The following is a 24050-nucleotide window of genomic DNA, read 5'->3' as shown; positions in this document are numbered from 1 at the left end:
GGTCGCCGTCAACTAGGCTTGATCGAGGGCTGAGCCGAGGAGGCACCACGCATGCAGATCGGGATCGCCCGGTGAACCCCAGCGGCGCGCGCCGCGGAACCGGCCGTCATCGGCCCGGCTCGAAGACGTCCGGTACTCCGTCGGCGTCGGCGTCGACGGCCTCGTCGGCGCAGATCCGGCGGTAGTGCCGGTTACGCACCCGCAGCACCACGGTGGCGAGCAGAGCCGCCGTCACCGAGCCGAGCAGGATTCCGATCTTCGCGGACGAGTCGCGTGGGGTTCCGTCGCCGAAGGCGAGCTCACCGACCAGCAGCGATACGGTGAACCCGACCCCGGCGAGCAGCGCCAGACCGAACACGTCCCACCAGCTGATCCCCTCCGCCAGCCGGGCACGGGTGAAACGCTGCACGAGCCACGTCGACCCGGTGATGCCGATCGTCTTGCCGATCACCAGCCCCAGCATGACGCCGACGGTGATCGAGTCGGTGAGGCTCGCGCCGAGCCCACCGCTGATGGTGACCCCGGCGGCGAAGAATGCGAACACCGGTACCGCGAGCCCGGCCGACAGCGGCCGCCATACGTGCTCGAACCGTTCCGCCAAGCCGGGGCCCGGCCCCGGCGCACGGCGGACCACCGGCACGGTGAACGCGAGCAGAACCCCGGCAACCGTGGCGTGCACCCCCGATACGTGCATCAGTACCCACGCCGCGACGGCCAGTGGCAGCAGCACCCACACCGATCGGACGCGGCGCTGCACCAGCATCCCGAACACCGCGATCGGGATCAGGGCGAGGCCGAGCGGCAGCAGATGCAACGACGACGTGTAGAAAACGGCGATGATCGCGATGGCCAGCAGGTCGTCGACCACCGCGAGAGTGAGCAGGAACGTGCGCAGCGCCGACGGCAGGTGGGTGCTTATCACCCCGAGGACGGCGAGCGCGAAGGCGATGTCGGTGGCGGTGGGCACCGCCCAGCCGCGCAGCACGGCGGCGTCCGCGGTCGCGTTCACCGCGACGAAGATCAGTGCGGGGACCGCCATGCCGCCGACCGCCGCGGCGACAGGCAACGACGCCCGCCGCGGATCGCGCAGGTCACCGGCGACGAACTCGCGTTTCAGCTCGAGGCCGGCGACGAAGAAGAAGACCGCCAGCAGGCCGTCGGACGCCCAGGTCGCCAGACTCAGATCGAGGTGCAGGGCTGCGGGCCCGAACCGCAGGTCGCCGAGCGTGGCGTAAGCCTCACGCCACGGCGAGTTCGCCCACCCCAGCGCCACCACCGCCGCGCCGAGAAGCAGCAGGCCGCCAACGGTCTCCGTGCGCAGGACATCGGTGATGCGGCTGGTCTCGGCCCAGCTACCCCGGCCGAAGAGCCAACGCCTGTTCGATCGGGTAGGCAAGCGGATCCTCCGGAAGGGGTCGGCAACGGAACCGCCGACCAGACTTCCCGGCACACCGCCGCCCACCCTACCCGCCGGCACCGGCGCCGGACCATCAGGCCAGTAGGCCTTGGTCGCCGCACCAGCGGGCGATCCGCGAGTACCACCGGGGCCGCGAAGTCGCCTGAGCGGGGCCGCGCGGTCACCACGGTGGTGCCCGGTCCCGGTCCGATACCCGCCGAGACCGACCTGTCAGCCGGTCAGGACCGCAGGTCTCGTCGTCGGTAGCCGGCCGCACCGGCGACGGCCAGCAGAACGGATACGGTCAGCATGACCGCGGAGCCGGCCCAGTTCACATTGGTCAGCGGCACCGGCGCGAGATGCGCGAAGGGTGAGGCGTCGCGGACCCAGCCGGGTGCGCCGACGCTTTCGGCCAGGACCAGCAGCAGGAAGCCGCCGGTGGCGGGCAGCGCGCCGATGACGCCGGTCCAGCGGGGCACCCATCCGATCGCGAACACCGCCGCGCCCAGGCTGAGCGCGACGATCGGCAGCGGATTCCACACTCCGCGCAGCGCCGCGATCAGGTCGAGGTCACCGCCGACCGCGAGGATGCCCGCCCACGTCGCCAGCCCGGCCATCGTGACCAGGGCGGCGGCGGTGGTCGCGGTCGCGGCGATCTCCGCGCCGATCAGCCGGATGCGGGTGACCGGCTGGGCGGCGAGCAGGGTCAGCCGCCGGTCGGTCTCCGCGGTCACGAACGCGACCATCCGCACCGCGGTGAAACCACCGGCGGGGATGGCGAGGATCGCGAACAGCGTCGAGGTGAAGCCGGCGATGCTGCCGAGTCCGCCGAATCCGGCCGCGGCCGCCTGGCCCGCCAGGGCCGGGTTGTCCTTCAGGAAGCCGGTGATGGAGACCGCGGTCGTGCCGATCAGCAGGTAGTAGGCGACGATGCCCAGCGCCCAGCCGGTGAACGGCCGCAGCGCCCGGCGCACCGCGAACGCCTCGAGGCTGCCGAGCATCCGCAGCCGGGGGTGGCGCCCGGATCCGGACGCGACCAGCCCGCCGCGCACCTCACGCCGTCCGGCCGCGGCCAGCGCGAGCACGGCGACGACCGTCGCCGCGGCGAGCAGGATCAGCAGCGGCGGCCAGTTGTTCGTGACGTACGGACCGGAGCGGGTGAGCAGCCCGAATGGCGACAGCCAGTGCAGCCATCGCAGCCAGGTGACGCCGTCGCCGATCATGCGGGCCAGCAGGCCGGCGCCGAGCACGGCGACCGCGGTGCCGGTGGCCGCCGACCGGGCCGGGAAGATCTGCGCGGTGAGCGCCGCCACCGCCACGAAGAACACCCCGAGCAGGGCGGTGCCGGCGCCGTGCGTCAGCGCGCCGGCCGGTGCGGTGCCGGCGACCAGCAGTACGCCGGTGATGGCGGATCCGGCGGCGACCGGAACGCTTCCGACGGCGGCCAGGTGGCGGATCAGCAGCTCGCGGACGGTGACCCGGCCGGACAGCAGGATGTCCCAGCGGCCGGCGTCCTCCTCGCCGCGGGTGATGCGGGTCGTCGTCAGGATCGACCAGGCGGCCGACAGCACCGCGACGAAGGTGCCGACCCGCCAGACCGTGAACCCGCCCGCGGTGTCGAGGCCGGCGGGTGCGCCGAACAGGATGCGGATAGCCGGGTTCCCTGCGAGGGCCGCCAGGCTGCCGGCCGCGGCCGGGTCGGCCATGACCTGGGCGTAGGTGGCCGTGACGAGCGCGGTCATCCCGGCCGCCAAGACGACGACGATGAGGCCGCCGCGACGCACCTGCCGCACCGCGAGGCCGGTGACCGCCCGGCCCGGAGCGGGCGCGGCGGCCGGCCGGGCAGCGGCGGTCGGGGAAAGGATCCCGGCGCTCACCGGGCGTCCGTACCGTAGTAATCGAGGAAGACCTCTTCCAGGCTCGGTTCACGTACGGTCAGGGCGGTGAGGTCGGCGCCGGCGAGTGCCTGCAGGGCCGCGCCGGGCGAGCCGTGCAGCGTGAACCGCAGTCGCCCGTCGCCGGTGGCCTCGACCGCGTCGACGCCGGGGATCGTGGACAGCTGTGGTGGCGTACCGGTGTAGGAGATCGTCACCTCCGAGCGGTGCAGATTCCGTAGCCGGCCGAGGGTGGCGACCTCGGCGAGGCGTCCCGCGCGCAGGATCGCGACCCGGTCGCAGACCGCCTCGACCTCGGCGAGCTGGTGCGAGCTGAGGAACACCGCCTGGCCCCGGTCCCGGGCCTGGCGCACGGCGGCGCGGAACTCGCGTTCCATCAGCGGGTCCAGGCCGCTGGTCGGCTCGTCCAGCACCAGCAGCGGCGCCCGGGTCGCGAACGCGGCGATCAGCGCGACCTTCTGCCGGTTGCCGGTCGAATAGGTACGGGCCGGCTTCGACAGATCGAGCGCGAACCGTGCGACGAGTTCGTCGCGGTACGCCAGGTCGGTGCCGGGACCGGTCCGCGCCTGCAGGTGCAGGATCTCCGCGCCGGTCAGCTGCGGCCACAACGACACCTCGGCCGGTACGTAGGCCAGCGACAGGTGGGCCCGGGCGACGTCGGCGGCGTCGACGCCGAACACCTCGGCCCGGCCCGCGGACGGGCGGGCCAGCCCCAGCAGCAACCGGATGGTGGTGGACTTACCGGCGCCGTTGGGGCCGAGGAACCCGAAGACCTCACCCGGCTGTACGTCCAGGTTCAGGCGATCGACGGCGGTGAGACGTCCGTAGCGTTTGGTCAGCTCGACGGTGCGCAAAGCGGGAGCAGGCATGGAATTCCTCTTCGGTCGGCATGGGTCATTGACCGCCGACCAGACTTCCCGGCACACCTGTCGCTCACCGTACTCCCCGGACCCAACCGAAAGGAGGCAGCTCGCTCCGGGAGGCGGACGTGGTGGCACGAGTGATCAGGGACCAATGGCCCTGTCGGCTCCCCGTGATCGAGGCCAGGCTTGCCTTGACGCCCACCGAATGCCCCTGAGCACCGCAGCGGCCGGAAGACAACGAAGTGGCCTTCGGGCCATCAGACCCACCGTCGTAAAGACGGGCACCGGCCGACACGATGCGGGGCCACCGGTGGGCGCCGCCACCCGGTACCCGACTCAGATCACCCGCGGGAGGTTCACCATGAACGCACACATCGGTGACCGGCTCGTCCTCGAGGGGACCCACCTCGGCAACGGGCGCCGGACCGCCGTCATCACCGCACTGCACCACCCCGACGGGTCGCCGCCGTACGAGGTCCGGTGGCTCGACGACGGCAGGACCACCCTCATCTTCCCCGGCCCTCAGGCCCACATCGAACCGGCCATCCACCCGGGGCCGGAGGCGGCGCAGCCGGCGTCGTGACCGCCGCAGTGCGCGCTCATGACCACCCCACGGACCCTGGACCGCGTACGCGTCTCCTGCGCGGCGGTGGCCGCGGGCGGGTTCCGTCGCGGAGCACGCGGCTGCGAGGCGCCCCATCGGGCGATCCCCGTGCGGGCGAAGATTTTTGTCAACGACGATCCGGCTCGGGGTCGCGGTTCAACCGGGCTGTCCGGTTCCGGCACCACGCCGCCCTGCGGCCAGGACCGCGATCTCCAGTGCGGCGCGGCGGACGTCACCGTGCCAGCGGCTCGGGAAGGCGTCGATCAGGTGCCAGCCCGCCCGGTGCAGCGCGCCCTGGCGTTCCAGGTGGGTGCCGGGCCCGTCCGGGTGCACGGCGCAGAGGACGCCGGCGTCTCCCACGCAGAGGTCGATGGTCCACGGGCCGACCGAATATCCCGGTCGCACCTCGACGTCGAGCCGCTTCAGCTCGGCGGCCAGGTCCGCCGCCCAGCCAGACGGCTCGGCGCCGGGGCCGGCCTCGCGCGGCCCTTCGGCGTGCCGCAGATAGTCGCCGAGGAGGCCGGGCGGGCCGGTCAGGGACGTCAGCACGACCAGCTTGCGGCGGGCCCGGGTGACCATGACGTTGAACAGGGGCGGGTCGGTGACGAAGCGGCGACGGCTCGGTGCGTCCCCGTCGAGCAGGGCGAGGGAGACCACCACCGCGTCCGCCTCGCTGCCCTGGAACGCGTGCACCGTGCCGACCCGCAGCCGCAGCTCCTCGATGCGCTCCACGGGCAACGCCTTGAGCAGGGCCGCCTCCAGGGCGTCGGCCTGGGCGCGGAATGGGCTGATCACCCCGATGCTCCGGTGACCGGCCGCCGCCAGCCGCTCCACGGTGGCCAGGGCGGCCGCCACCTCGGCCTCGTTGACGCCCTTGACCACTGTCGCGTCCGGGACGTGGAGCACGTCGATGGCGTCGGTCGCGTCGGCGAGCGGGGTGCGGGTCATCACCGAGACCCGGCCGGCGTAGAAGCGCCGGGCCGGGAAGTCGATCAGATGCGGGGCGCTGCGGTGGTGCTCGGCCAGCCAGATGACCGGGGCAGCCGCGGTGGCCAGGTCGTAGGTGCTGACCCGGCGGACGTCCAGACGCTCGTCGCAGTCGTGCGCCTCGAGCACCTGGGTCACGTCGACGTCGCTGACGAACGAGACGAACCGCAGCTGCCGGGGATCGCCGACGATCAGCGCGCGGCGGGCGCGGGCCAGCACCGGCGCGGCCCGGATCTGGTCCACGTGCGACGCCTCGTCGATCACCACCAGATCGAAGAGGCCGGGCTCGGGCGGCAGCAGATCCTCCACGTCGGCGACCGTGCCGATCCACAGCGGCAGCGCGCGGACCAGCGGGGCGGCCTCCATCCGGGCGAGCAGCTCACGGCGGCGGTTACGGCCGGCCCGCAACGCCGCGGCCAGGGCGCCGGCCGCGCGGCGCGCGTCGCGGCTCCAGCGCTCCGCGCTGCGCCCGCGGTCGCGCATCGCCTGGCCGACCACGTCGCGCAGCTCCCGCTCGGCGTCGTGCAGGGCGGCCCAGCGGGTGGTCAGGTCGGTGCCGCCGGTGGCGGCGAGGTGGGCGGCGGCACGCTGCGCGGCGGCCGCGGCGAGTGCTTCGGAGACGATCCCCTCCGGTACGGACCCGGGCGCGCCGAGCAGCCGGAACGCCTTGCGCCGGGCCGAACGGGCGCGGCGCCGGGACCACCACCCGGCACCCGGCTCGACGGCCAGCAGCGCCCGGATCCGGTCGAGAGCCTCGGTGAAGGCGCCGGGCACGTCGGCGGCGAGTTCGGGCAGGCGCGGCTGGTGATCGGGGAGCGTGGCGGCGGCCCGCTCGATGTCCAGCGCGGACACGATTTCGGAACTTCTCATGCGTACCGCCGCATGCGCGGCCCTGACCCGCGCCTGACCGGAACGGATGATGCTCGCCTCGACCCCCTGGTCCGCGCCCGCCGCGAGCTCGGCCTCCAGCCCGGCCCGGCCGCCCGCGTCGCCGAAGAGGACCGGTGGTGAGCCCGGGTAGCGGGCCAGCAGGCCGGCGAGGACCTCGGCGGCGTGCGGGGACTGGGTCGCCACCAGCACCGACCCGCCCCGGTCGACCACCTCCAACGCGGCCGCGACCACCGTGTGGCTCTTGCCGCTGCCCGGCGGCCCGGAGACCACCGTGACCGGTTCTGATCGGGCCCGGATCACCACTCGTCGCTGCGGCCCGGTCAGCGGCAGCGGCGACAGGACCGGTTCGTGGTCGGTTCCGGTCGCAAGGCCGGACCCGCCGTTGCTGGACTCGCCGGTGCCGGAATCGCCGTAGACCGCGGCGAGCGCGGTCGCCGAGAGGTCACGCCCGGCCCAGCTGCGCAGACTGTCGGCGAGGCCGCCGCCGAACACGTCCCGGACCACGAAAAGAGCCGGAGCCGCGACCAGGACCAGGCCCTCCGGCGGGATCCGCCGCTGCGGGCCGATCGTCTCGCCGGCGGTGAAGCCGGTCGCGTCCGCGACCGATCTCAGCCACGCGCCGCTGCCGGTCGCCTCCAGCCAGCCCGGTGTGGCCAGGCCGGGCGCGGCCTCGAACGCGGCGGCCAGCTCACGGTCGGCGACCAGCGGGGTCACCTCGACGTCGCCGGCCGGGACGACCCGGTAGCCGAGCAGTGAGCGCTCCAGGCGCACCGGCTGGCTGAGCAACGGCAACCGGATCTTGCGAGGCCTGCCCTCGATCTCGGCGTGGCCGGCCAGGAAGCCCCAGCCCCGGTGGAGGATGCGCTCCTCGCGGTGCAACGCGTCGAGGGCGGCGAGACGCTCGACCGTCTTCACCCGCGGCGCCTTCTCCGCGATCTCCAGCCACACCATCGGCTGCGAGCCCCGGGTGACGTCCAGGATGCGCTCGGCGGCGGCCGGGGCCAACTCGGCGAGCACGGCGAGCACGGTCCGCGGTTGCATCGCGCCGAGACTACCGCCCGCGGTCGCCTGCGGATCTCGGCCGGCGCCGCCACCGCGATGATGGCCCTGAGGTGGCTAGCCGAATACCCGCTCGCCCAGCACACCAGCGCCGGCAAGCCGAGCGGCTCCACCGACCCGATCACCGGCTACCACTTCATCTACGCCGCCAGCGCGGTCACGGTCGCCCTGACCTACGCCGGACACACCTGGGGACTCGGCCGCTGGTGGGCCAAGCTCCCGTTCGTCCAGAAGCACCGCTGGCTCATCTGAATACGGAGACAGGATCACCCGGCCGGTCTCCCGGCCGGGCTTTCTCAGCCCGAGGGATCGATGAGAACGTACGAGAAGGGCCGCGGCCGGAGCGACTCCGACCGCGGCCCTCAACTGACCGGCTACCTGGCCATGCGACCCAGCGAGGCACGGGAACCACCGGGGTGGCGGCGGATCCGGCGCAGGCGCGAACGCAGGCGCTCCTCCATCAGATCCGCCGCCTCCTGCTGAGTCGCGCCGAAGGCATGGACGTGCAGGGTGGCCCCGTTGACGTCGACGTGCGCGTCGACCCGGTCGCCGGGAGCGTCGGCGTTCAGGGTCAGCGACAGGTGAATCACCGGCGCCGGTGCGTGGTGCAACGCCGCTTCCAGCTTCTCGACCGCGTAGGCCTTCGCCTCTGGAGGCACCTTCCCGTGGGTGTGCACCTGTGGGCTGATGACCGGTTCGATGAGCGTCATGACGCCTCCTCAGGATCCGTAGCCGACCTGTTTCATCGGCATACCCACATGATCAACCCGTTGGCGCCCGGACAGTAGGGTCCTTCGACCCGCCACGGGCTTGTCTTCGTCCGAGCTTCGCGCCTGGGGCGGGCCGGCTCCCGCCGCGGCGGTTACGGGGTGGTCAGTCGCTGCGTCGGCGTGGTCAGGCCGCTGCCGATCAGCTGTCCGTACTCGTCGTCGGCGAGTGCGCCGATACCGGCCCGGGTGTGATGCAGATGTTGGCGGGCGCGGTCGAGATCGCCGAGCCTGCGGTGGCAGTCAGCGAGGTCGAGGTGCCGTGATCTCGCCGACGCTCAGCCGCCGTTGCGGCCGCCGGCCGCCCCGCGGAGTGAGTGCATGGGAAGGGCCGTCGTTGCTGTCGGCCCGGACGGTCAGGTCGTGGTGTCGTGGACGACGGCAACCGTGCAGGCGGAGTGCCGCAGCAGGTGCTGGCCCACCGAGCCGAGCAGCATGCCGCGCAGGGCGCCGCGGCCGCGGGTGCCGACCACCAGCAGCTGGGCGCCGGCGCTCGCCGCCGTAAGCGCTGCGGCCGGATGCTCCAGCGCGACCTGGGCGGTGATCTCGGCCTGCGGATACTTCGCCCGCCAGCCGGCGACCAGCTCGTCGAACTGCCCGCGGTCGTACTCGGGATCGAAGGCGACGGCCCCCGGCGTGACGCCCCACGGGCTGGTCACGGGCGTCCAGGCGCGGATGACCCGCAGTGGGACGCCGCGGGTGGCCGCCTGTTCGACGGCGAAGGCGAGCGCGGCGTGAGCCGACGCCGAGTCGTCGACGCCGACGACGATCGGCGCGGTCGCGGGGAAGCGGCCGCGTGCGACGATCACGGGGCACCTGGCGTGAGCGCTGACGGCGACGCTGACCGAGCCGAGCAGGCCGGAGACGGCGCTGTGGCCGTGGCTGCCGAGCACGATGAGCCCGGCCTCGCGGGACCGTTCGATCAGGGGCACCGCCGGGCTGTCACGGACGATGGAGATCGCGGTGCGGACGGTGGGGTGGGTGCGCTGCGCGGAGGCGACGGCCTCCTTCAGCCCGTCCTCGACGGCGCGGTCCGTCTCGTCGTCCGGGGGCGGGATCACGGAGGTCGCGGGTGCCCGGACCGGCCATTCGTAGGCGAAGAGGAACTCGACCGGTGCGCCGGTGCGGGTCGCCTCGTCGAGGGCCCAGGTCGCGGCGTCCTTGGCTCCGGCGGAGCGGTCGTACCCGACGACGATCTTCTTGGTGGTCATGAGGTGCTCCTTAGCGTGCCGCGCTCAGGCGGCGCAGCGTCGGGTCCGGCTCCGTGCCGACCGGCGCGAGCCGAAGTTTCGCGTCGACGGCGATGACCCCGTCCGGCCCGACGAGGACCGGATTGAGGTCGAGTTCGGCGATCTCGGGTAGATCCTCGGCGAGCCGGCCCAGCCGTAGCAGCAGGTTCTCGAGAGCGTCGGTGTCGACCGGAGGCGCTCCGCGGTAGCCGGTGAGCAGCGGCGCGGCGCGCAGCCCGCGCCACATCCGCCCGGCGTCGAGGTCGGTCATCGGGACCAGGCGCAGGGCGCGGTCGCCGAGCAGGTCGGTCTGCACGCCGCCCAGGCCGAGCAGGACTACGGAGCCGAAGAGCGGGTCGTGTACGACCCCGGCGACGAGCTCGACCGGCTTGGCGATCTGCTTCTGCACGAGCACCCCGGTGCCGGGACGGCCCGCCGCGGCGACCGTCCCGAACGCGGCCCGGACGTCCTCCGGTCCGGTCAGGCCGGTGCGCACCCCGCCGACGTCGGTCTTGTGCACGAGGTCGGGGTCGGCCGATTTGAGCACGACCGGGTAGCCGAGCCGGTTCGCGGCGGCGACCGCGGCGTCCTCGGTGGTCGCCGCCGTGGCGGGCAGGATGGCGATGCCGTAGGCGCCGAGGATCGTCGCCGTGTGGTCGTAGGTCAGCCAGCCGTCCCCCGCCGCCTGCGCGCCGGCCGCGGCGGCGCGGGCCTTGGCGGTGTCGATGCCGGCGAGATCCGGGCGGCGGCCGAGCGGCTCACGCCGCCAGTTCGCGTACGCGGCCGCGTGGCCGAGTGCCCGCACCGCGCGCTCCGGCAGGTCGTAGACGGGTACCCCGCGCCGGCCGAGGCGTTCGGGGGCGTCGGCGGACCCGATGACGACGACCGCGACCGGGAGGGCGGGGTGATCGTCGACGACGCCGGCGAGGCCGGCCAGGATCTCCTCGGGTGCGTTGGCCCGGGTGCCGATGACGATCAGCAGCAGCATGTCTGCCTCGCCGCTGTCCGCGACGGCGGCGGCCGCTGCCGCGAAGGCGGCGGGTGAGGCGCCCGCTCCCAGGTCGACCGGGTTGTCGGCGCTGGCCGATCCCGGGGCCGCGAGGTCCAGGCGGTGCCGGGCGATCGGGCTCAGTGCGGGCACGCTCAGGCCGCAGGCCTCCGCCGCGTCGGCGGCGAGCACGTTGAGCCCTCCTGCGTTGCCGACGACGGCGAGCCGGAATCCGGTGGGCCGGGGCTGGTCGGTGAGGATGCGGACGGCGTCCAGCATTTCGCCGAGGTCTTTCGGCCGGATGACGCCGGCCTGCTCGAAGAGTGTGTCCACGGTGGCGGACGGGGCCGCGGCGGCGGCGGTGTGCGAGGCGCCGGCCCGCCGGCCCGCGTCCGACCGGCCGCTCTTGAGGGCAAGCACCGGCTTGCGACGCGACAGGGCCCGAACGGTACGGGCGAACTTGCGCGGGTTGCCGAACGACTCGAGGTAGAGCGCGACCGCGGTGGTCGCCGGGTCCTCGTACCAGTAGGCGATGAGGTCGTTGCCGCTGACGTCGGCCTTGTTGCCCAGCGAGACGAAGGTGGAGACGCCGATCCCGGCGCGGACGGCCTCGTCGAGCAGCGCGATGCCTACCGCCCCGGACTGTGAGGCGATGGCGAGCCCGCCGGCGGTGGGCACCGATGTCGCGAAGCTCGCGTCGAGCCGGATCCGGGGATCGGTGTTGATCAGGCCGAGGCAGTTCGGGCCGACCAGCCGGATGCCATGGGAACGGGCCATCCGGAGCAGCTCGTGCTGGCGGCGCCGCCCATCCGGTCCGGCCTCACCGAAGCCGGCGCTGAGCACGACCGCGGCGTGCACGCCCACCTGGGCGCCCTCGGCGAGTACACCGGCGACCTGGTCGGCAGGCACGGCGATGACGAGCAGATCCACCGGACCCGGCAGGTCCTTGACCGAGGAGTATCCGGCGACGCCGTCCATCGCGGCGCCCGAGCGGTTGACCGCGTACCGGGTGCCGGTGAAGCCGAAGTCCCGCAGGGCCCGCAGCGTTTCGCGGCCGACGCCGCCGGGCCGGTGCCCGGCGCCGACCACGGCGACGGAGTCGGGGGAGAGCAGGGCCCGCAGCGAGGCCCGCTCCGCCCGCCGGTCCCGGGCGTCGATGATCGGTTCGCCGGCCTCGTCCGGGCCGGTGCCGAGCTCGACGTCGACGATGCCGCTGTTGAGGTGTGCCCTGCCGTTCACGGTCAGGTTGCGAGCGACCCGGAGCATGCCGATGTTGTCGGGGAGCACCTCGCCGACCAGTTCCGCGATGCCGTGCCGATGGGCGCGCATGGCGAGATGTTCCAGCAGCAGAGTGCCGATTCCGCGGCCCCGGGCCGTCTCGGCGACGAAGGCGGCGAACTCCGCGTCGTCGCCCTCGTCGATCAGCTGCTCGCACGACACGACGCCGACCAGGCGGTCGCCCTCGACCGCGAGTACGGCCAGGTTCCGGTCGGTCTCGGGCCGGCAGAGCCGGTCCACCTCCGCCGCGAGGGTGCCGGCGCTGGGCCTGCCGAAGAAGCGCAGGCGCAGGCTGTCCGGGGAGGCCTCGCCGTACAGCGCGGCGAGCGCCGCCCAGTCGTCCGGGCGGACCGGCCGGATCGTGACGATCCCGCCGTCCGAGGTGAGCGCGTCCACCTCGTCGACCTCGGGGATGGCCTGGCCGGTGGTGGTCATCGCTGCTCTCCCGTCTCGGATTCCCGCCGGACGATGTGGACGGGGCAGTCGGCGTGGTGCAGCAGTTGCAGTCCGGTCGATCCGAGCAGGCTGCCCGCCACCACCCCGTGTCCGCGGCTGCCCACGATCACCAGTTGGGCGCGGGTGGACTGTTGGACCAGTGCGGAGGCCGGGCTTTCATGGGTGAGCACGATCTCGACCGGCACCTGGGGGTACTTGTCGCGCCACGGCGCCAGCTGCCGGTCCAGCTCCGTGCGTTCGGCGATGTCCTGCGCCCGCGTGTCGATGTCGGCGGCGCTGACGTCGGCCAGCCACAGCGGAATGACCGGGAGGCAGGCGTGGACCACGGTGAGTGCGCAGCCCCGGCCCGCGGCCGCCTCGAACGCGGCGGCGAGCACGACGTCGGCGCTGGACGAGTCGTCGACTCCGGCGGCCACCGGCCCCTCGTCGACGTCGCCGCGGCCGCGTACGACGACGACCGGGCAGGTGGCGTGCGTGGCCACCCGCTGGCTCACCGAGCCGAGCAGGAGGCTGCCGAAGCCGCCGCGTCCGCGACTGCCCAGCACCAGGAGCTCCGTGTGCCGGGCCATGTCCAGCAGCCGTGGGGCGGCGTGGCCGATGAGGGTGTCGCCGTCGACGTCGGCGGCGGGGGCGGTCTTCCAGGCTTGATCGATCGCGGCGGCCACGACCGCTTCGGCGAGCTTCCGGTTGATGTCGACGTACTCGTTGCCGATGTCGTACCGGGGGTCGTGCCAATCCCAGTCGAACGCGTGCACGATGTGCAGCGGCAGCCTGCGGCGCTGTGCCTCGCGGGCTGCCCAGTCGACGGCTGCCTTGCTCGATGTGGTGCCGTCGGTGCCAACGACGATTGCCCGGGTGCTCATTGTTGCTCCCCTCACGGTCTCCCTCAATCGTCAGGCGTGTCGATGCCTTCCGGGCAGCGCGGCAGGTCACTCAGAGGCGGGCCGAAGGTCCCGAATTTTTCAGCCCGGTGCTGGACGATCGCCAGTCCGAGGCCGGGCATCGCGGCGACGACGGTGCAGGCCAGGAGTTCGGCCGCGGTGAGCGGCTGGGTGCCGAGCAGCAGTTGCAGCGGGGCGAGCAGGACGCCGGCGACCTGCAGGATCGCGGACAGGGCGACGGCACCGAGCAGGGCGGTGTTGCGGGCGGTTCCGGGTGCGGCCTTGGCGCGTACGGCGAGGGCGACGCCGAGCTGGGCGAGCCCGAGGACGATGAACATTACCGACTGCCACGGCCGGTCGTAATGGCGGGCGGTCACCCCGGCGGCCAGCACGACTCCGGCGACGCACAGGCCGCCGATCAGGACGCTGCCGAGCAGGCCGTCGCCGAGTACGGACTCCTGGGGTGAGCGGGGTCTGCGGCGCAGCCAGCAGCAGCGCGACCAGGGGATCGGCGAGCTGGCGCCCGATCCGGCCGGTCAGGCGTCGCGGCGGTGCCCCGGCGACGACGTTGGGACCGTCGGCGGCCAGCCGCGCGTTCGCCTGAGCCGTGCTGAGACCGAGTGTCGTGCCAACCTCGGTGATGTCCACGATCCGCCTTCCCCCGGTTGTCCATGTCCAGGGTCTGACCGCGGCGTCACCGCCGGCAGGGCCGATGGTCCCGTTGGTGGGGCAAGATCGTGATCGGTGTGTCCGGTGGGTCAGCCGCGGGTGGCGCGCAGGGTGCGCAGGCGCTGCTCGTACTCCTCGGCGTCGATCTCGCCGCGGGCGAATCGGTCACCGAGCAGCAGTTCGGCCTCGGGTGCCCGCCCGGCGGCCGGCGGCTGGGCCGGGCCGCGCCAGAGCGGCACGGCGATCAGCCCGGCGGCGATCGCCAGGACGGGCAGGACGATCGCGAGGATCATCAGCAGCCAACCGGTTCCCATGCCGTGTCCGTAGTACATCATCGTCTCTTCCTTCCCGTGAGTCTCGCGTCCATCCTCTGGCGCGGCCTGCGTCCGGACACGGGCCGAAGGTCCCGTTTCGCCGGGATCGGTGGCGCCGGCCCGCGGGGCCTCCGGCCGGACGCGGCGGTTCGCCGGATGTCAGACCTGGTGGCGTTCGGACAGCACGGCGGACGACAGGTTCGAGGCCCATATCCGGGCGCGGCTCAGCTCGCCCTCGACGAGCGGGCCGGCGGTCGCGGTGACGTGGAAGCTCTGCGCGGGCCATACCATCCGGCATCCGAGCCGGCGCAGTTCGCGACGCGCCTTGCGCGCCGCGGAGCCCGGCACGAACGATTTGTTGATCCTGGTGTCGAACGCGGCCGCGCCGATTCCGTCGAGCACCGGCGAGCAGCCGAGGTACTCCCGCAGGCCGACGTCCACGGCACCGTCGCGGACGGCGCCCTGGCGGATGGCGTCCGCGCGCGTCGCGGGACGGCTGAGCCCGAAGGCGTGCGTCGGGGAACCCACCACGAGCAGGTCGACGTCGGTGGCCGGGAGCATGTCGCGGACGTCGGAGAGGTTTACCTCGAAGGTCTCCCTGAGCCCGTCGGCCACGGCCCGGGCGACGGCCTCGGTGTTGCCGAACATCGACTCGTAAACGACAAGCGCCTTCATGACGACTCCTCCGGTGCGTCGGCTCTTCCCTCGGGCTCCGCCCTCAACGCTGCTCGCCGTCCGGGCCGGCCGGACAGGGCCGGATGACCCTGTCCGCCGGACCGGCGATCACCGCTCGTCGGGCAGGACCTCGCTGAGTGCGCGGCGCCGGCTCGGGTGGCCCGGGCTCCCGTACCCGATGCGCAGGGCCATCTGCGGAATTCCCGTCTGGCGCAGTGAGCGGCGCAGTTGGTCGCGGGCGGTCGGCACCTCGATCGGCTGGGAGATCATCGAGGTGGCGAGGCCCGCGGCGGTCGCGGTCAGCAGCACCTTCTGCAGCGCCTGCCCGGCCACGATCTGGTCGACCTGGGTGTCGCCGGCGGCGCCGAGGATGCCGACCAGCGGCTCGGGCTCGTAGTCGTGGCCCGGCGCGCGGCGGCGGTCGGAGAACGAGCGCTGCGGTAGCAGGTCGTGGGATTCCGCGGCGGGTGCTCCGGCGGTCACCGGTACGCCGTCCGGCGCGGCGTCCGCGTGTGTCCAGCCGATCAGCTCGGACTGGTAGCCGACGTCGCGCCGGAGCACCCGGTCGGCGCTCTGCGCGATCTCGGCGAACCCGCTGAGCGCGGTCATCCCGACCAGCAGCTCCAGCCAGGCGCCCTCGAGCCGGGCCGCCTCGAGCAGCCGGACCCGATCCTCGGCCGGCACCGGGTTCGGCCAGAACGGCGCCCGGTTGCTGTACCGGTGCGGGATCGCCCGGAACAGTTCGTCCTCGGTGTATGTGGGAAATCGGGTGATTCCAGGGGTGAGCCGCGCGATGAGGTCGGGTTCCTGCCGGTCGGGCCGCAGCGCGACCTCGGCGGGGGTTCCCGCGGCGGCCAGGGCGAGACGTGCGTTGTAGGTCGCGGCGCCGCAGGAGATCCGCACCGCCCAGCCGGCCCGATCGGCGGCCGTCAGGCGCCGGGCCGGATCGGCGAGGATCTCGATCCCGCCGTCGCGCAGCCGGAAGAGCCACGGCTGCGTGTTGTGCAGCGAAGGCGCGCGGATGCCGGCGGAGGCTGCCCGGAGCAGATCCTCCCTGCCGTACGCGGTCATAGCGGTGCTCCCTCCATCTGATCGAGTTGAATCACGGCGACGGGTGACGGGCGTGCATGATGCGGCCCGGTGCCACAACCGAGCAGGGGCAGCCGGCGGAAAGCCATCGTGTCGCCCGTGATCTGCCAGATCCACGGCTGGGTGTTGAAGACAGGCGGTGCGTGCAGCGAGGCGCGAGCCGGCTGCTCGAGCGCGATCATGATGGGACCTCCGGTTTCCCGTGTCCCATCAGAGTGCCGTTCGGCGCCCCGTGCGTTCAGGGTCGAAAGGCCCGTCTTGCAGGGGTCATTGCGCCAGTGGGACCCGCCAGGTCAGGGCGGTGCCGGACCCGTCGGAATTCCTGCCGATCTCGAAGGCGCCGCCCAGGTCGTGTGCCCGTTCGCCCATGTTGGCGACGCCGCCGCGTACCCGGTTCAGGTCGATGCCCACGCCGTCGTCCTCGACACACAGCACGACGTCGCCGTCCGCGGCCCGCACGGAGACCCGGGCGCCGGTGGCCCGCGCGTGCCGGGCCACGTTCGACAGGGCCTCGCGCAGCACGGCCAGCAGCTCGGGGACGATGTCGTCGGGGACGGCGCTGTCGACAGGCCCGGAGGTGTCCAGCGTCGGCCGGAAGCCGAGGGTCTCGGTCGCGGCTGCGATCGTCTCGCGAAGCTCGGTGCGCAGTGACGTGCCCGCCGGGGAGCGAAGCTCGAAGATGGACTGCCGGATGTCGCGGATGGTGGCGTCCAGGTCGTCGACGGCGGTGTTGATCCGCTTGATCGCCTCTGGCTTGACCGCGTGCCGCACGGCGCCCTGCAGTTGCATGCCGGTGGCGAAGAGCCGCTGGATGACCACGTCGTGCAGGTCCCGGGCGATCCGTTCGCGGTCCTCGAGCAGCACGAGTTGTTCGCGTTCCTCCTGGGCGCGGGCCCGTTCCAGCGCCAGGGCGGCCTGTCCGGCGAACGTGGGGAGCAGCACGGCGTCATCCTCGCTCGCGGCCTGCGCGCCGGGCTGCGTCACGATCAGGACGCCGTGCAGGGTGTCCGATCCGGCGAGCGGGGCCGCGAGGGCCGGGCCGTCCGGCACCGGGCCCGGCCAGTCGGCGGCGGCCCGCAGGTTCTCCACGGTGCGGAACTTCTCCTGTCCGAACGTGGCGGCGGCGCTCTCCACCGTGATCAGTTTTCCGACCAGGGTGTCGCAGGCGGGGTCCGCGCCGTCGGCGACCTCGATCGTGTAGCGGGAGTTCTCCTCGTCGTAGAGCAGCACCATCACCAGGTCGGCGCCCGACACCTCGCGGGCTCGCCGGGCGATCAGCCGCAGGGCCTCGGTCCTTTTGACCTCTCCGAGCAGGACCGTGGTGATCTCGGCGGCGGCGGCGAGCCAGCGTTCCCGACGCTGGGCGAGGGCGAACAGCCGCGCGTTGTCGATGGCGACGCCGGCCGCGGCGGCGAGGGCGACCACGATCTCCTCGTCGTCGTCGCTGAACTCGGCGGCGCCCTGCTTCTCGGCGAGGTAGAGGTTGCCGAAGATCTGGTCCCGGGTGCGCACCGGGACGCCGAGGAAGCTGTGCATCGGCGGATGGTTCGGCGGGAAGCCGTACGAGCGGGGGTGCTTGCGGATGTCCGGAAGCCGGACCGGCCGCGGGTCGGTGATCAGCAGGCCGAGGACGCCCTGGCCGTGCGGCAGGTCGCCGATCCTGGCGTGGGTGGCGGGGTCGATGCCGTGGGTGATGAAGTCGGACAGCTCGGTGCGGTCGGCGCCGATGACGCCGAGCGCGCCGTAGCGGGCGCCGGCCAGGGTGCAGGCGGCCTCGGTGATGCGCTGCAGGGTGCTGCGCAGGTCGAGATCGGTGCCGATGCCGACGACCGCGTCGAGCAGGGCGCGCAGCCGTTCCCGGCTGGTCATCACCTCGCCGACCCGGTCGAGCATCTCCTGCAGCAGCTCGTCGAGCCGGACCCGGGACAGCGGACTGAGCCCCAGCGAGGGCGGCTCAGGGCGGGTGTCGTCCAGCGGGGGCTCGGCCATCATGTCAGGCTAGACCGCGGTCGGCATGGCCGGAACGCCAGCCGGGCGTGATCTTCATTTTCTGATCTTGGACTTTTGTGCCACTTGAGGCGTGCTCAGCCACCGATCCTGACAAATTCCTGAGCGCGGGACCTTCGGCCCTTGGTCGTGGTCCTGCCGGGAGGTAGGAAGAGGGCATGATCCGAGTCTTTCTTCTCGACGACCACGAAGTCGTCCGCCGTGGCCTCATCGACCTGTTGCAGGCAGCCGGGGACATCGAGATCGTCGGTGAGTCCGGCTCGGCGCAGGAGGCGACCCGCCGGATTCCCGCCCTGCGCCCCGACGTGGCCGTCCTCGACGCCCGGCTTCCGGACGGCAACGGCATCGACGTCTGCCGGGACGTGCGCGCCGTCGACTCGTCGATCAAGGGCCTGATCCTGACCTCGTACGAGGACGACGAGGCGCTCTTCGCCGCCATCATGGCGGGCGCCTCGGGCTACGTGCTCAAGCAGATCCGCGGCACCGACCTGGTCGACGCGGTCCGCCGGGTCGCGGGCGGACAGTCGCTGCTCGACCCGGCGGTCACCCAGCGGGTGCTGGAACGCATCCGCAACGGCGTGGAGCAGCCCCGCGAGCTGGCCGGCCTGACCGACCAGGAACGCAAGATCCTCGAGTACGTCGCCGAGGGGCTGACCAACCGCGAGATCGCGGCCCGGATGTTCCTAGCGGAGAAGACGGTCAAGAACTACGTCTCCAGCCTGCTCGCCAAGCTCGGCCTGGAACGGCGCACCCAGGCCGCGGTCCTGGCCACCCGCCTGCTCGGAGAACACCCGCGCTGAGGCGAATCAGCAGACGACGAGCCCGCGGTCGCGGAACTGACCGCGGACCCGGTCCAGCAGGCCTGGGCCGGGCGCTGCCGTGTCGGCGAGCGGGAACGTCAGGCCCATCGCGGCGTACTTCGCGGCGCCGAGGCGGTGGAACGGCAGCACCTCGACGCGCTGCACGCTCGGCAGCTCCGCCACGATGCCGGCGACCGCGGCCACGTTCGCCGGGTCGTCGGTCAGGCCGGGGACGAGGACGAATCGGATCCACATCGGCGTGCCCCGCTCGGCGAGCCGGCGGGCGAAGCGCACCGTCGGTGCCAGCCTCCCCGTCCTGGTGACCTGCCGGTAGGTGGCGGGGTCGCCGGACTTGATGTCCAGCAGCACCAGGTCGGTCGCGTCGAGGAGTTCGTCGTCGGCCCTGTCGCCGAGGAAGCCGCTGGTGTCCAGCGCGGTGTGCAGCTTCAGTTGCCTGCACCGGGCGAACACCTCACGGACGAAGTCCGGCTGTTGCAGGGGTTCGCCGCCGCTGAGCGTGACCCCGCCGCCGGCGACCTTGATGAACCGTTCGTAGCGGCGGATCTCGGTCATCAGGTCGTCGACGGTGGTGGGCCGTCCGCTGCGGCGGTACCAGGTGTCCGGGCTGTGGCAGTACTGGCAGCGCAGCGGGCAGCCGGCCAGGAACGCCACGAAGCGCGTCCCCGGCCCGTCGACACCCGTGGAGATGTCGAACGAGTGCAGGCGTCCGGTGGTCACAGCGCACCGTGGAAGGTCCGCGAGACGACGTCGCGCTGCTGCTCGGCGGTGAGGTTGACGAAGTTGACCGCGTAGCCGGAGACCCGGATGGTCAGCTGGGGGTACTTCTCGGGGTGGGCCATGGCGTCCTCGAGGGTCGCCCGGTCGAGGACGTTGACGTTGAGGTGGAAGCCGCCGGCGTCGGTGTAGCCGTCGAGCACGCCGACCAGGTTGCCGATCCGCTCGTCGCGCGAGTGCCCGAGCCCGTCGGGCGTGACGGTGGTGGTCAGCGAGATGCCGTCGCGGGCGCAGCGGTACGGCAGCTTCGCCACCGACAGGGCCGCGGCGACCAGGCCGTGCCGGTCCCGGCCGTTCATCGGGTTGGCGCCCGGCGCGAACGGCTCGCCGGCCCGCCGGCCGTCCGGGGTGTTGCCGGTGTTCCTGCCGTACACCACGTTCGAGGTGATGGTCAGCACGGACAGGCTCGGCTCGGCGTTCCGGTAGGACGGCTGCCGGCGGATCTTGGCCATGAACCGTTCGACGAGGTCGACGGCGATGGCGTCGGCGCGGTCGTCGTTGTTGCCGAAGGCGGGGAAGTCGCCGTCGACGGTGTAGTCGACCGCCAGCCCTTCGGCGTCGCGCAGCACCTTCACCTGGGCGTACCTGATGGCCGCGAGGCTGTCGGCGGCGACGGACAGGCCGGCGACGCCGGTGGCGAGGAAGCGGTGCACCGGGTAGTCGTGCAGGGCCATCTCGAGCCGCTCGTAGGCGTACCGGTCGTGCATGTAGTGGATGACGTTGAGCGCGTCGACGTAGGTCTCGGCCAGCCAGTCCAGGGTGCGGTCGAAGGCGGCGAACACCGTGTCGTAGTCCAGCACGTCGTCGGCGACCGGCGCGGTGGCCGGTGCCACCTGCTCGCCGGTCAGCTCGTCGCGGCCGCCGTTGATCGCGTACAGCAGGGCCTTGGCCAGGTTGGCGCGGGCGCCGAAGAACTGCATGTCCTTGCCGACCCGCATGGCCGAGACGCAGCAGGCGATCGCGGTGTCGTCGCTGTACGCGGGCCGGATCAGGTCGTCGTTCTCGTACTGGATGGCGCTGGTGTCCATCGAGACCTGGGCGCAGAACCGCTTGAAGCCCTCGGGCAGCCGCGGGGACCAGAGCACGGTCAGGTTCGGCTCGGGGGCCGGGCCGAGGTTGTAGAGGGTCTGCAGGTACCGGAAGCTGGTCCGGGTGACGAGCGGCCGTCCGTCCGCGCCGATCCCGCCGATCGACTCGGTGACCCAGGTCGGGTCGCCGGAGAACAACTGGTCGTACTCGGGGGTGCGCAGGAACCGGATGATCCGCAGCTTGATGACGAAGTCGTCGATCAGCTCCTGGGCCTGCTGCTCGGTGAGGGTGCCCTCGGCGAGGTCGCGCCGCAGGTAGACGTCGACGAAGGAGGACGTGCGGCCGAGCGACATGGCCGCGCCGTTCTGCTCCTTGGTCGCGCCGAGGTAGGCGAAGTAGAGCCACTGGATCGCCTCGCGCGCGGTGCTCGCCGGCGAGGAGATGTCGTAGCCGTAGCGGTCGGCCATGAACCGGAGGTCCTCGAGGGCGCGGATCTGCTCGGCGAGTTCCTCCCGATCGCGGATGACGGCCTCGGACGACAGCTCGGCGTCCAGGCTGGCCTTGCGGTCGCGGCGCTCGGCGATGAGCCGGTCCACGCCGTAGAGCGCGACCCGGCGATAGTCGCCGATGATCCGCCCGCGGCCGTACGCGTCCGGCAGCCCGGTGATGATGTGCGAGCGCCGGGCGGCCTTCACGTCCGCCGGGTACGCGTCGAACACCCCGTCGTTGTGGGTCTTGCGGTACTGGCTGAAGATCGTCCGAACCGTCGGGTCGAGGCTGTAGCCGTACGCGGCCAGCCCGGCCTGGACCATCCGCAGGCCGCCGGCGGGCATGATCGCGCGGCGCAGCGGCGCGCTGGTCTGCAGCCCGACGATCAGCTCGTGGTCGCGGTCGATGTAGCCGGGCGCGTGCGAGGTGATCGACGAGGGCGTGTGCGCGTCCACGTCGTAGATCCCGCGCCGGCGCTCCTCCGGAAACATCCGGGTCAGTTGCTGCCAGATCCGCGTGGTGCGGTCGGTCGGCCCGGTCAGAAACCCGGCGCCGCCGAGGTAGGGCTCGACGTTGTCGTGGATGAAGGCGCCGACGTCGATGGCCTGCTGCCACGTCGTACCCGTGAAGCCTCGCCAGGCGTCCTTGCGTTCCCCGGTCATGGACCCTCCTTCGTCGTTCTCAATCCTCGTCGCCGCGCACCGGTCCGATCAGAGCCGTAGGTCCCGCAAGGCTGGGCCTTCCGGGACCTACGGTGCGGGCGCGACAAGACGTCGTCGGCCCAGAAAGAAGACCGTCAGGGAATCAGCACCAGGCGGGCCGGGACCCGGCTGGCGAGCACATCCTCGATCGAGGTGTTGATCTCGTCGAGAGAGCGCGGCTCGTAGAGGACCTTGGTACGTCCGGCGCAGTGCAGCCGGAACACCTCGGCGAGGTCGGCCCGGGTACCCACGATCGAACCGATCACGCTGATGCCCTTGAGGACGGTCTGGAAGATCGGCAGCGCCATCGAGTTGTCCTTGGGCAGTGACACCAGGATGAGCCGGCCGCCGCGCCGCAACGAGGCGTGCGCCTGCTCGATGACGCGCGGGTCTGCGGCGAGCACCACCGCGACGTCGGCGCCGCCGAGTGCCTCGATGGCCGCGACCGGGTCCGTGGTGGCCGCATTGACGACATGCGCCGCGCCGAGCCGCTTGGCCAGGGCCAGCTTCTCCTCGGTCACGTCGACCGCGATCGTCTCGCCGCCGAAGATCTGAGCGTATTGCTGGGCGAGGTGCCCCAGCCCGCCGATGCCGAAGATCGCGACCCGGTCGCCCGGCGTCACGCCGCCGACCTTGACCGCCTTGTACGTGGTCACACCCGCACAGGTCAGCGGGGCGGCCTCGGCGGGGTCGATGCCGTCAGGCACCCGGACCACGTAGCGGGCGTCCGCCACGGCGAACTCGGCGTGGCCACCGTCGATGGCGTAGCCGGTGTTGAGCTGGGCCTCGCAGAGCGTCTCCCAGCCGGTGACGCAGTATTCACAGGTGCCGCAGGCGTATCCGAGCCACGGGATCGCGACCCGGTCGCCGACGCTGTGCCCGGTGGCGCCCGGGCCGAGCTTCTCGACGATGCCGACGCCCTCGTGACCGGGAATGAACGGCGGCTGCGGCTTGACCGGCCAGTCGCCGCGGGCTGCGTGGATGTCGGTGTGGCACAGACCGCTGGCCTCGATCCGCACCCGGATCTGACCCGCGCCCGGCTCGGGTATGGGCAACTCTTTGATCTCCAGCGGCTTGTCGAAACCGGTGACCACGGCTGCACGCATGATGTTCCTCCTTGGCGTTTTCCTCAGCATCGAGACTCGTCTCGGGAGGCGACCGCAGATAGGGCCGAAGGTCCGCCTCGCGCGGGACTGCCGCGCGGCCACGCGCCACGCCGGCGCTGTTCTCAGTGCTGGACGACCAGCCGGTGGGCACGCAACACGCGCGCCCACCACGGCCGGTCGGTCGTGGTGACCGCCCGTAACGCCGGCGGGGAGCTCCGCTTCACGCTCAGCCAGCCGCCAGGCCCCATGGTCACCCTACCGACGGCGGGCTGGCGTCGTGCGGCGATGCCGATCGCAACGGCCGTCGCCGTCACGGCGGCGGTCACCATCGACGCGAGCACGAGGGTGGTCACGTCCACCGCCGGGACGAAGACCGTCTTCTCCGGTCCCACCGCGTATGCCCCGATCTCGCGTTCCCCGGCGCGCACCGGGATGAGGTCGCGCCGGTCGTCGAGCGTCGTGGTCATGGCCGGTCTCCTATCGGCTGTCGGAGGTGGATGTGGCGGCGGTCGCGGCGCGGCCGGCCTCGAGGCGGGCGATCGGCACCCGGAACGGGGAGCAGGACACGTAGTCGAGCCCGGCGTCGTGGAAGAAGCGCACCGAGGCCGGGTCGCCGCCGTGCTCGCCGCAGACGCCGACGGTCAGGCCGGGCCGGGCGGCCCGGCCGCGCTCGACGGCGATGCGGACCAGCTCGCCCACCCCGTCCGCGTCGATCGTCTCGAACGGTGACGTCGCGAAGATGCCCAGGCCGAGGTAGCGGCCGAAGAACGCACCCTCGACGTCGTCGCGGGAGAATCCCCAGGTCATCTGGGTCAGGTCGTTGGTGCCGAAGGAGAAGAACTCGGCCGCCTCGGCGATCTGCCCGGCGGTGAGCGCGGCCCGCGGCACCTCGATCATCGTGCCGATCCGGATCGGCGGCGCGCCCTCGATGCCCGCGAGCACCGACTCGGCCTCCGCGCGTACGGTCTCCAGCTCCTGCACCGCGCCGACCAGCGGGTCTCGCAGTGGCGGATCCGCCTGCTGGCGCTCGCCTGCTGGATCGCACCGGCGCTCTTCGTCGCCGCGGTGAGCCGGCAGAGCAC

The 24050-nt window shown here is 72.6% G+C and carries 22 protein-coding genes and 1 pseudogene; 3 read left to right on the top strand and 20 right to left on the bottom strand.

The window, feature by feature from the left end; translation table 11 throughout:
* Nucleotides 1-106: 106 nt before the first annotated feature.
* The 3 genes from nhaA to AB0F10_RS15260 all read right to left on the bottom strand — a co-directional run bounded on the left by nhaA (nucleotide 107) and on the right by AB0F10_RS15260 (nucleotide 4160).
* Entirely contained in the window at nucleotides 107-1396 is a 1290-nt protein-coding gene (gene nhaA, locus AB0F10_RS15270; RefSeq protein ID WP_360624095.1) for a Na+/H+ antiporter NhaA, read from the bottom strand.
* A 239-nt stretch (nucleotides 1397-1635) separates the two neighbouring features.
* Nucleotides 1636-3273 carry a hypothetical protein gene (locus AB0F10_RS15265; protein ID WP_360624093.1) on the bottom strand — a complete coding sequence of 546 codons (1638 nt, stop codon included), beginning with the start codon at nucleotides 3271-3273 and terminating at the stop codon, nucleotides 1636-1638.
* Nucleotides 3270-4160 carry an ABC transporter ATP-binding protein gene (locus AB0F10_RS15260; protein ID WP_360624091.1) on the bottom strand — a complete coding sequence of 297 codons (891 nt, stop codon included), beginning with the start codon at nucleotides 4158-4160 and terminating at the stop codon, nucleotides 3270-3272. The genes AB0F10_RS15265 and AB0F10_RS15260 overlap by 4 nt, the downstream gene beginning before the upstream one ends.
* A 355-nt stretch (nucleotides 4161-4515) precedes the next feature.
* Between AB0F10_RS15260 and AB0F10_RS15255 the strand changes: the two genes are divergently transcribed.
* The gene (locus tag AB0F10_RS15255; protein ID WP_360624089.1) at nucleotides 4516-4737 is read left to right on the top strand and encodes a DUF1918 domain-containing protein; all 222 of its coding nucleotides are present in this window, start codon (nucleotides 4516-4518) and stop codon (nucleotides 4735-4737) included.
* 177 nt (nucleotides 4738-4914) lie between these two features.
* On the opposite strand, the gene AB0F10_RS15250 is transcribed toward AB0F10_RS15255, so the two are convergent.
* Entirely contained in the window at nucleotides 4915-7677 is a 2763-nt protein-coding gene (locus tag AB0F10_RS15250; RefSeq protein WP_360624087.1) for an AAA domain-containing protein, read from the bottom strand.
* On the opposite strand from AB0F10_RS15250, the gene AB0F10_RS15245 reads away from it, so the two are divergent.
* The gene (locus tag AB0F10_RS15245) at nucleotides 7672-7947 is read left to right on the top strand and encodes a hypothetical protein (protein ID WP_360624085.1); all 276 of its coding nucleotides are present in this window, start codon (nucleotides 7672-7674) and stop codon (nucleotides 7945-7947) included. The two genes, AB0F10_RS15250 and AB0F10_RS15245, sit on opposite strands and share 6 nt — an antisense overlap.
* 122 nt (nucleotides 7948-8069) lie before the next feature.
* Here the strand turns inward: AB0F10_RS15245 and AB0F10_RS15240 are convergent, their stop codons facing one another.
* The 11 genes and pseudogenes from AB0F10_RS15240 to AB0F10_RS15190 form a co-directional block, all read right to left on the bottom strand.
* Entirely contained in the window at nucleotides 8070-8405 is a 336-nt protein-coding gene (locus tag AB0F10_RS15240) for an HPF/RaiA family ribosome-associated protein (protein ID WP_360624083.1), read from the bottom strand.
* Between the two features lie 413 nt (nucleotides 8406-8818).
* Complete coding sequence (locus AB0F10_RS15235) at nucleotides 8819-9673, bottom strand: universal stress protein (protein WP_360624081.1); 855 nt, start codon at nucleotides 9671-9673, stop codon at nucleotides 8819-8821.
* 10 nt (nucleotides 9674-9683) lie between these two features.
* Nucleotides 9684-12392 (bottom strand): GNAT family N-acetyltransferase, encoded by a 2709-nt coding sequence (locus AB0F10_RS15230; protein WP_360624079.1) that lies wholly within the window; start codon nucleotides 12390-12392, stop codon nucleotides 9684-9686.
* A complete protein-coding gene (locus AB0F10_RS15225) occupies nucleotides 12389-13276 on the bottom strand; it encodes a universal stress protein (protein WP_360624077.1) in 888 nt (295 codons plus the stop codon). Before AB0F10_RS15225 ends, AB0F10_RS15230 begins: the two co-directional genes overlap by 4 nt.
* A gap of 23 nt (nucleotides 13277-13299) precedes the next feature.
* Nucleotides 13300-13731 (bottom strand): cation transporting ATPase C-terminal domain-containing protein, encoded by a 432-nt coding sequence (locus AB0F10_RS15220; protein WP_360624148.1) that lies wholly within the window; start codon nucleotides 13729-13731, stop codon nucleotides 13300-13302.
* A gap of 103 nt (nucleotides 13732-13834) precedes the next feature.
* Nucleotides 13835-13942: pseudogene (locus tag AB0F10_RS15215) on the bottom strand (cation-transporting P-type ATPase); the annotation flags it as partial.
* Between the two features lie 110 nt (nucleotides 13943-14052).
* Nucleotides 14053-14298, bottom strand: a complete 246-nt coding sequence (locus AB0F10_RS15210; protein WP_360624075.1) for an SHOCT domain-containing protein — start codon at nucleotides 14296-14298, stop codon at nucleotides 14053-14055.
* 138 nt (nucleotides 14299-14436) lie between these two features.
* Nucleotides 14437-14952, bottom strand: coding sequence for a flavodoxin domain-containing protein (locus AB0F10_RS15205; protein WP_360624073.1), 516 nt, complete (start codon nucleotides 14950-14952; stop codon nucleotides 14437-14439).
* Between the two features lie 108 nt (nucleotides 14953-15060).
* A complete protein-coding gene (locus tag AB0F10_RS15200) occupies nucleotides 15061-16023 on the bottom strand; it encodes an Acg family FMN-binding oxidoreductase (RefSeq protein WP_360624071.1) in 963 nt (320 codons plus the stop codon).
* Complete coding sequence (locus AB0F10_RS15195; RefSeq protein ID WP_360624069.1) at nucleotides 16020-16223, bottom strand: hypothetical protein; 204 nt, start codon at nucleotides 16221-16223, stop codon at nucleotides 16020-16022. Before AB0F10_RS15195 ends, AB0F10_RS15200 begins: the two co-directional genes overlap by 4 nt.
* An 85-nt stretch (nucleotides 16224-16308) precedes the next feature.
* Entirely contained in the window at nucleotides 16309-18030 is a 1722-nt protein-coding gene (locus tag AB0F10_RS15190; protein ID WP_360624067.1) for a GAF domain-containing sensor histidine kinase, read from the bottom strand.
* 176 nt (nucleotides 18031-18206) lie between these two features.
* Between AB0F10_RS15190 and AB0F10_RS15185 the strand changes: the two genes are divergently transcribed.
* Nucleotides 18207-18848: a response regulator transcription factor gene (locus AB0F10_RS15185; RefSeq protein ID WP_360624065.1), complete on the top strand. Its 642-nt coding sequence runs from the start codon at nucleotides 18207-18209 to the stop codon at nucleotides 18846-18848.
* Nucleotides 18849-18854: 6 nt separating this feature from the next.
* Here the strand turns inward: AB0F10_RS15185 and pflA are convergent, their stop codons facing one another.
* From pflA to AB0F10_RS15160, 5 genes are all read right to left on the bottom strand, one after another.
* Complete coding sequence (pflA, locus tag AB0F10_RS15180) at nucleotides 18855-19586, bottom strand: pyruvate formate-lyase-activating protein (protein ID WP_360624063.1); 732 nt, start codon at nucleotides 19584-19586, stop codon at nucleotides 18855-18857.
* On the bottom strand, nucleotides 19583-21823 hold the full coding sequence (gene pflB, locus AB0F10_RS15175; protein WP_360624061.1) for a formate C-acetyltransferase: 2241 nt from the start codon (nucleotides 21821-21823) through the stop codon (nucleotides 19583-19585). Before pflB ends, pflA begins: the two co-directional genes overlap by 4 nt.
* A gap of 134 nt (nucleotides 21824-21957) precedes the next feature.
* On the bottom strand, nucleotides 21958-22968 hold the full coding sequence (locus AB0F10_RS15170) for a zinc-dependent alcohol dehydrogenase (RefSeq protein WP_360624059.1): 1011 nt from the start codon (nucleotides 22966-22968) through the stop codon (nucleotides 21958-21960).
* A gap of 122 nt (nucleotides 22969-23090) precedes the next feature.
* Nucleotides 23091-23435 (bottom strand): hypothetical protein, encoded by a 345-nt coding sequence (locus AB0F10_RS15165; RefSeq protein ID WP_360624057.1) that lies wholly within the window; start codon nucleotides 23433-23435, stop codon nucleotides 23091-23093.
* Nucleotides 23436-23445: 10 nt separating this feature from the next.
* The coding region (locus tag AB0F10_RS15160; protein ID WP_360624055.1) for a putative PEP-binding protein at nucleotides 23446-24050 on the bottom strand (605 nt) is incomplete at its 5' end.

It is taken from the genome of Actinoplanes sp. NPDC026623 (assembly GCF_040638275.1).
Lineage (GTDB): Bacteria > Actinomycetota > Actinomycetes > Mycobacteriales > Micromonosporaceae > Actinoplanes.
Note: the sequence above shows the minus strand (reverse complement) of the source record. Positions and strands in the feature narration are given on the sequence as shown.

Bases quoted from the DNA above. Each gene is read 5' to 3' on its own strand.
- AB0F10_RS15260 (WP_360624091.1), bottom strand. From the start codon at position 4,160: ATGCCTGCTCCCGCTTTGCGCACCGTCGAGCTGACCAAACGCTACGGA.
- AB0F10_RS15255 (WP_360624089.1), top strand. From the start codon at position 4,516: ATGAACGCACACATCGGTGACCGGCTCGTCCTCGAGGGGACCCACCTC.
- AB0F10_RS15250 (WP_360624087.1), bottom strand. From the start codon at position 7,677: ATGCAACCGCGGACCGTGCTCGCCGTGCTCGCCGAGTTGGCCCCGGCC.
- AB0F10_RS15240 (WP_360624083.1), bottom strand. From the start codon at position 8,405: ATGACGCTCATCGAACCGGTCATCAGCCCACAGGTGCACACCCACGGG.
- AB0F10_RS15235 (WP_360624081.1), bottom strand. From the start codon at position 9,673: ATGACCACCAAGAAGATCGTCGTCGGGTACGACCGCTCCGCCGGAGCC.
- AB0F10_RS15230 (WP_360624079.1), bottom strand. From the start codon at position 12,392: ATGACCACCACCGGCCAGGCCATCCCCGAGGTCGACGAGGTGGACGCG.
- AB0F10_RS15225 (WP_360624077.1), bottom strand. From the start codon at position 13,276: ATGAGCACCCGGGCAATCGTCGTTGGCACCGACGGCACCACATCGAGC.
- AB0F10_RS15210 (WP_360624075.1), bottom strand. From the start codon at position 14,298: ATGATGTACTACGGACACGGCATGGGAACCGGTTGGCTGCTGATGATC.
- AB0F10_RS15205 (WP_360624073.1), bottom strand. From the start codon at position 14,952: ATGAAGGCGCTTGTCGTTTACGAGTCGATGTTCGGCAACACCGAGGCC.
- AB0F10_RS15200 (WP_360624071.1), bottom strand. From the start codon at position 16,023: ATGACCGCGTACGGCAGGGAGGATCTGCTCCGGGCAGCCTCCGCCGGC.
- AB0F10_RS15195 (WP_360624069.1), bottom strand. From the start codon at position 16,223: ATGATCGCGCTCGAGCAGCCGGCTCGCGCCTCGCTGCACGCACCGCCT.
- AB0F10_RS15190 (WP_360624067.1), bottom strand. From the start codon at position 18,030: ATGGCCGAGCCCCCGCTGGACGACACCCGCCCTGAGCCGCCCTCGCTG.
- AB0F10_RS15185 (WP_360624065.1), top strand. From the start codon at position 18,207: ATGATCCGAGTCTTTCTTCTCGACGACCACGAAGTCGTCCGCCGTGGC.
- pflB (WP_360624061.1), bottom strand. From the start codon at position 21,823: ATGACCGGGGAACGCAAGGACGCCTGGCGAGGCTTCACGGGTACGACG.
- AB0F10_RS15170 (WP_360624059.1), bottom strand. From the start codon at position 22,968: ATGCGTGCAGCCGTGGTCACCGGTTTCGACAAGCCGCTGGAGATCAAA.
- AB0F10_RS15165 (WP_360624057.1), bottom strand. From the start codon at position 23,435: ATGACCACGACGCTCGACGACCGGCGCGACCTCATCCCGGTGCGCGCC.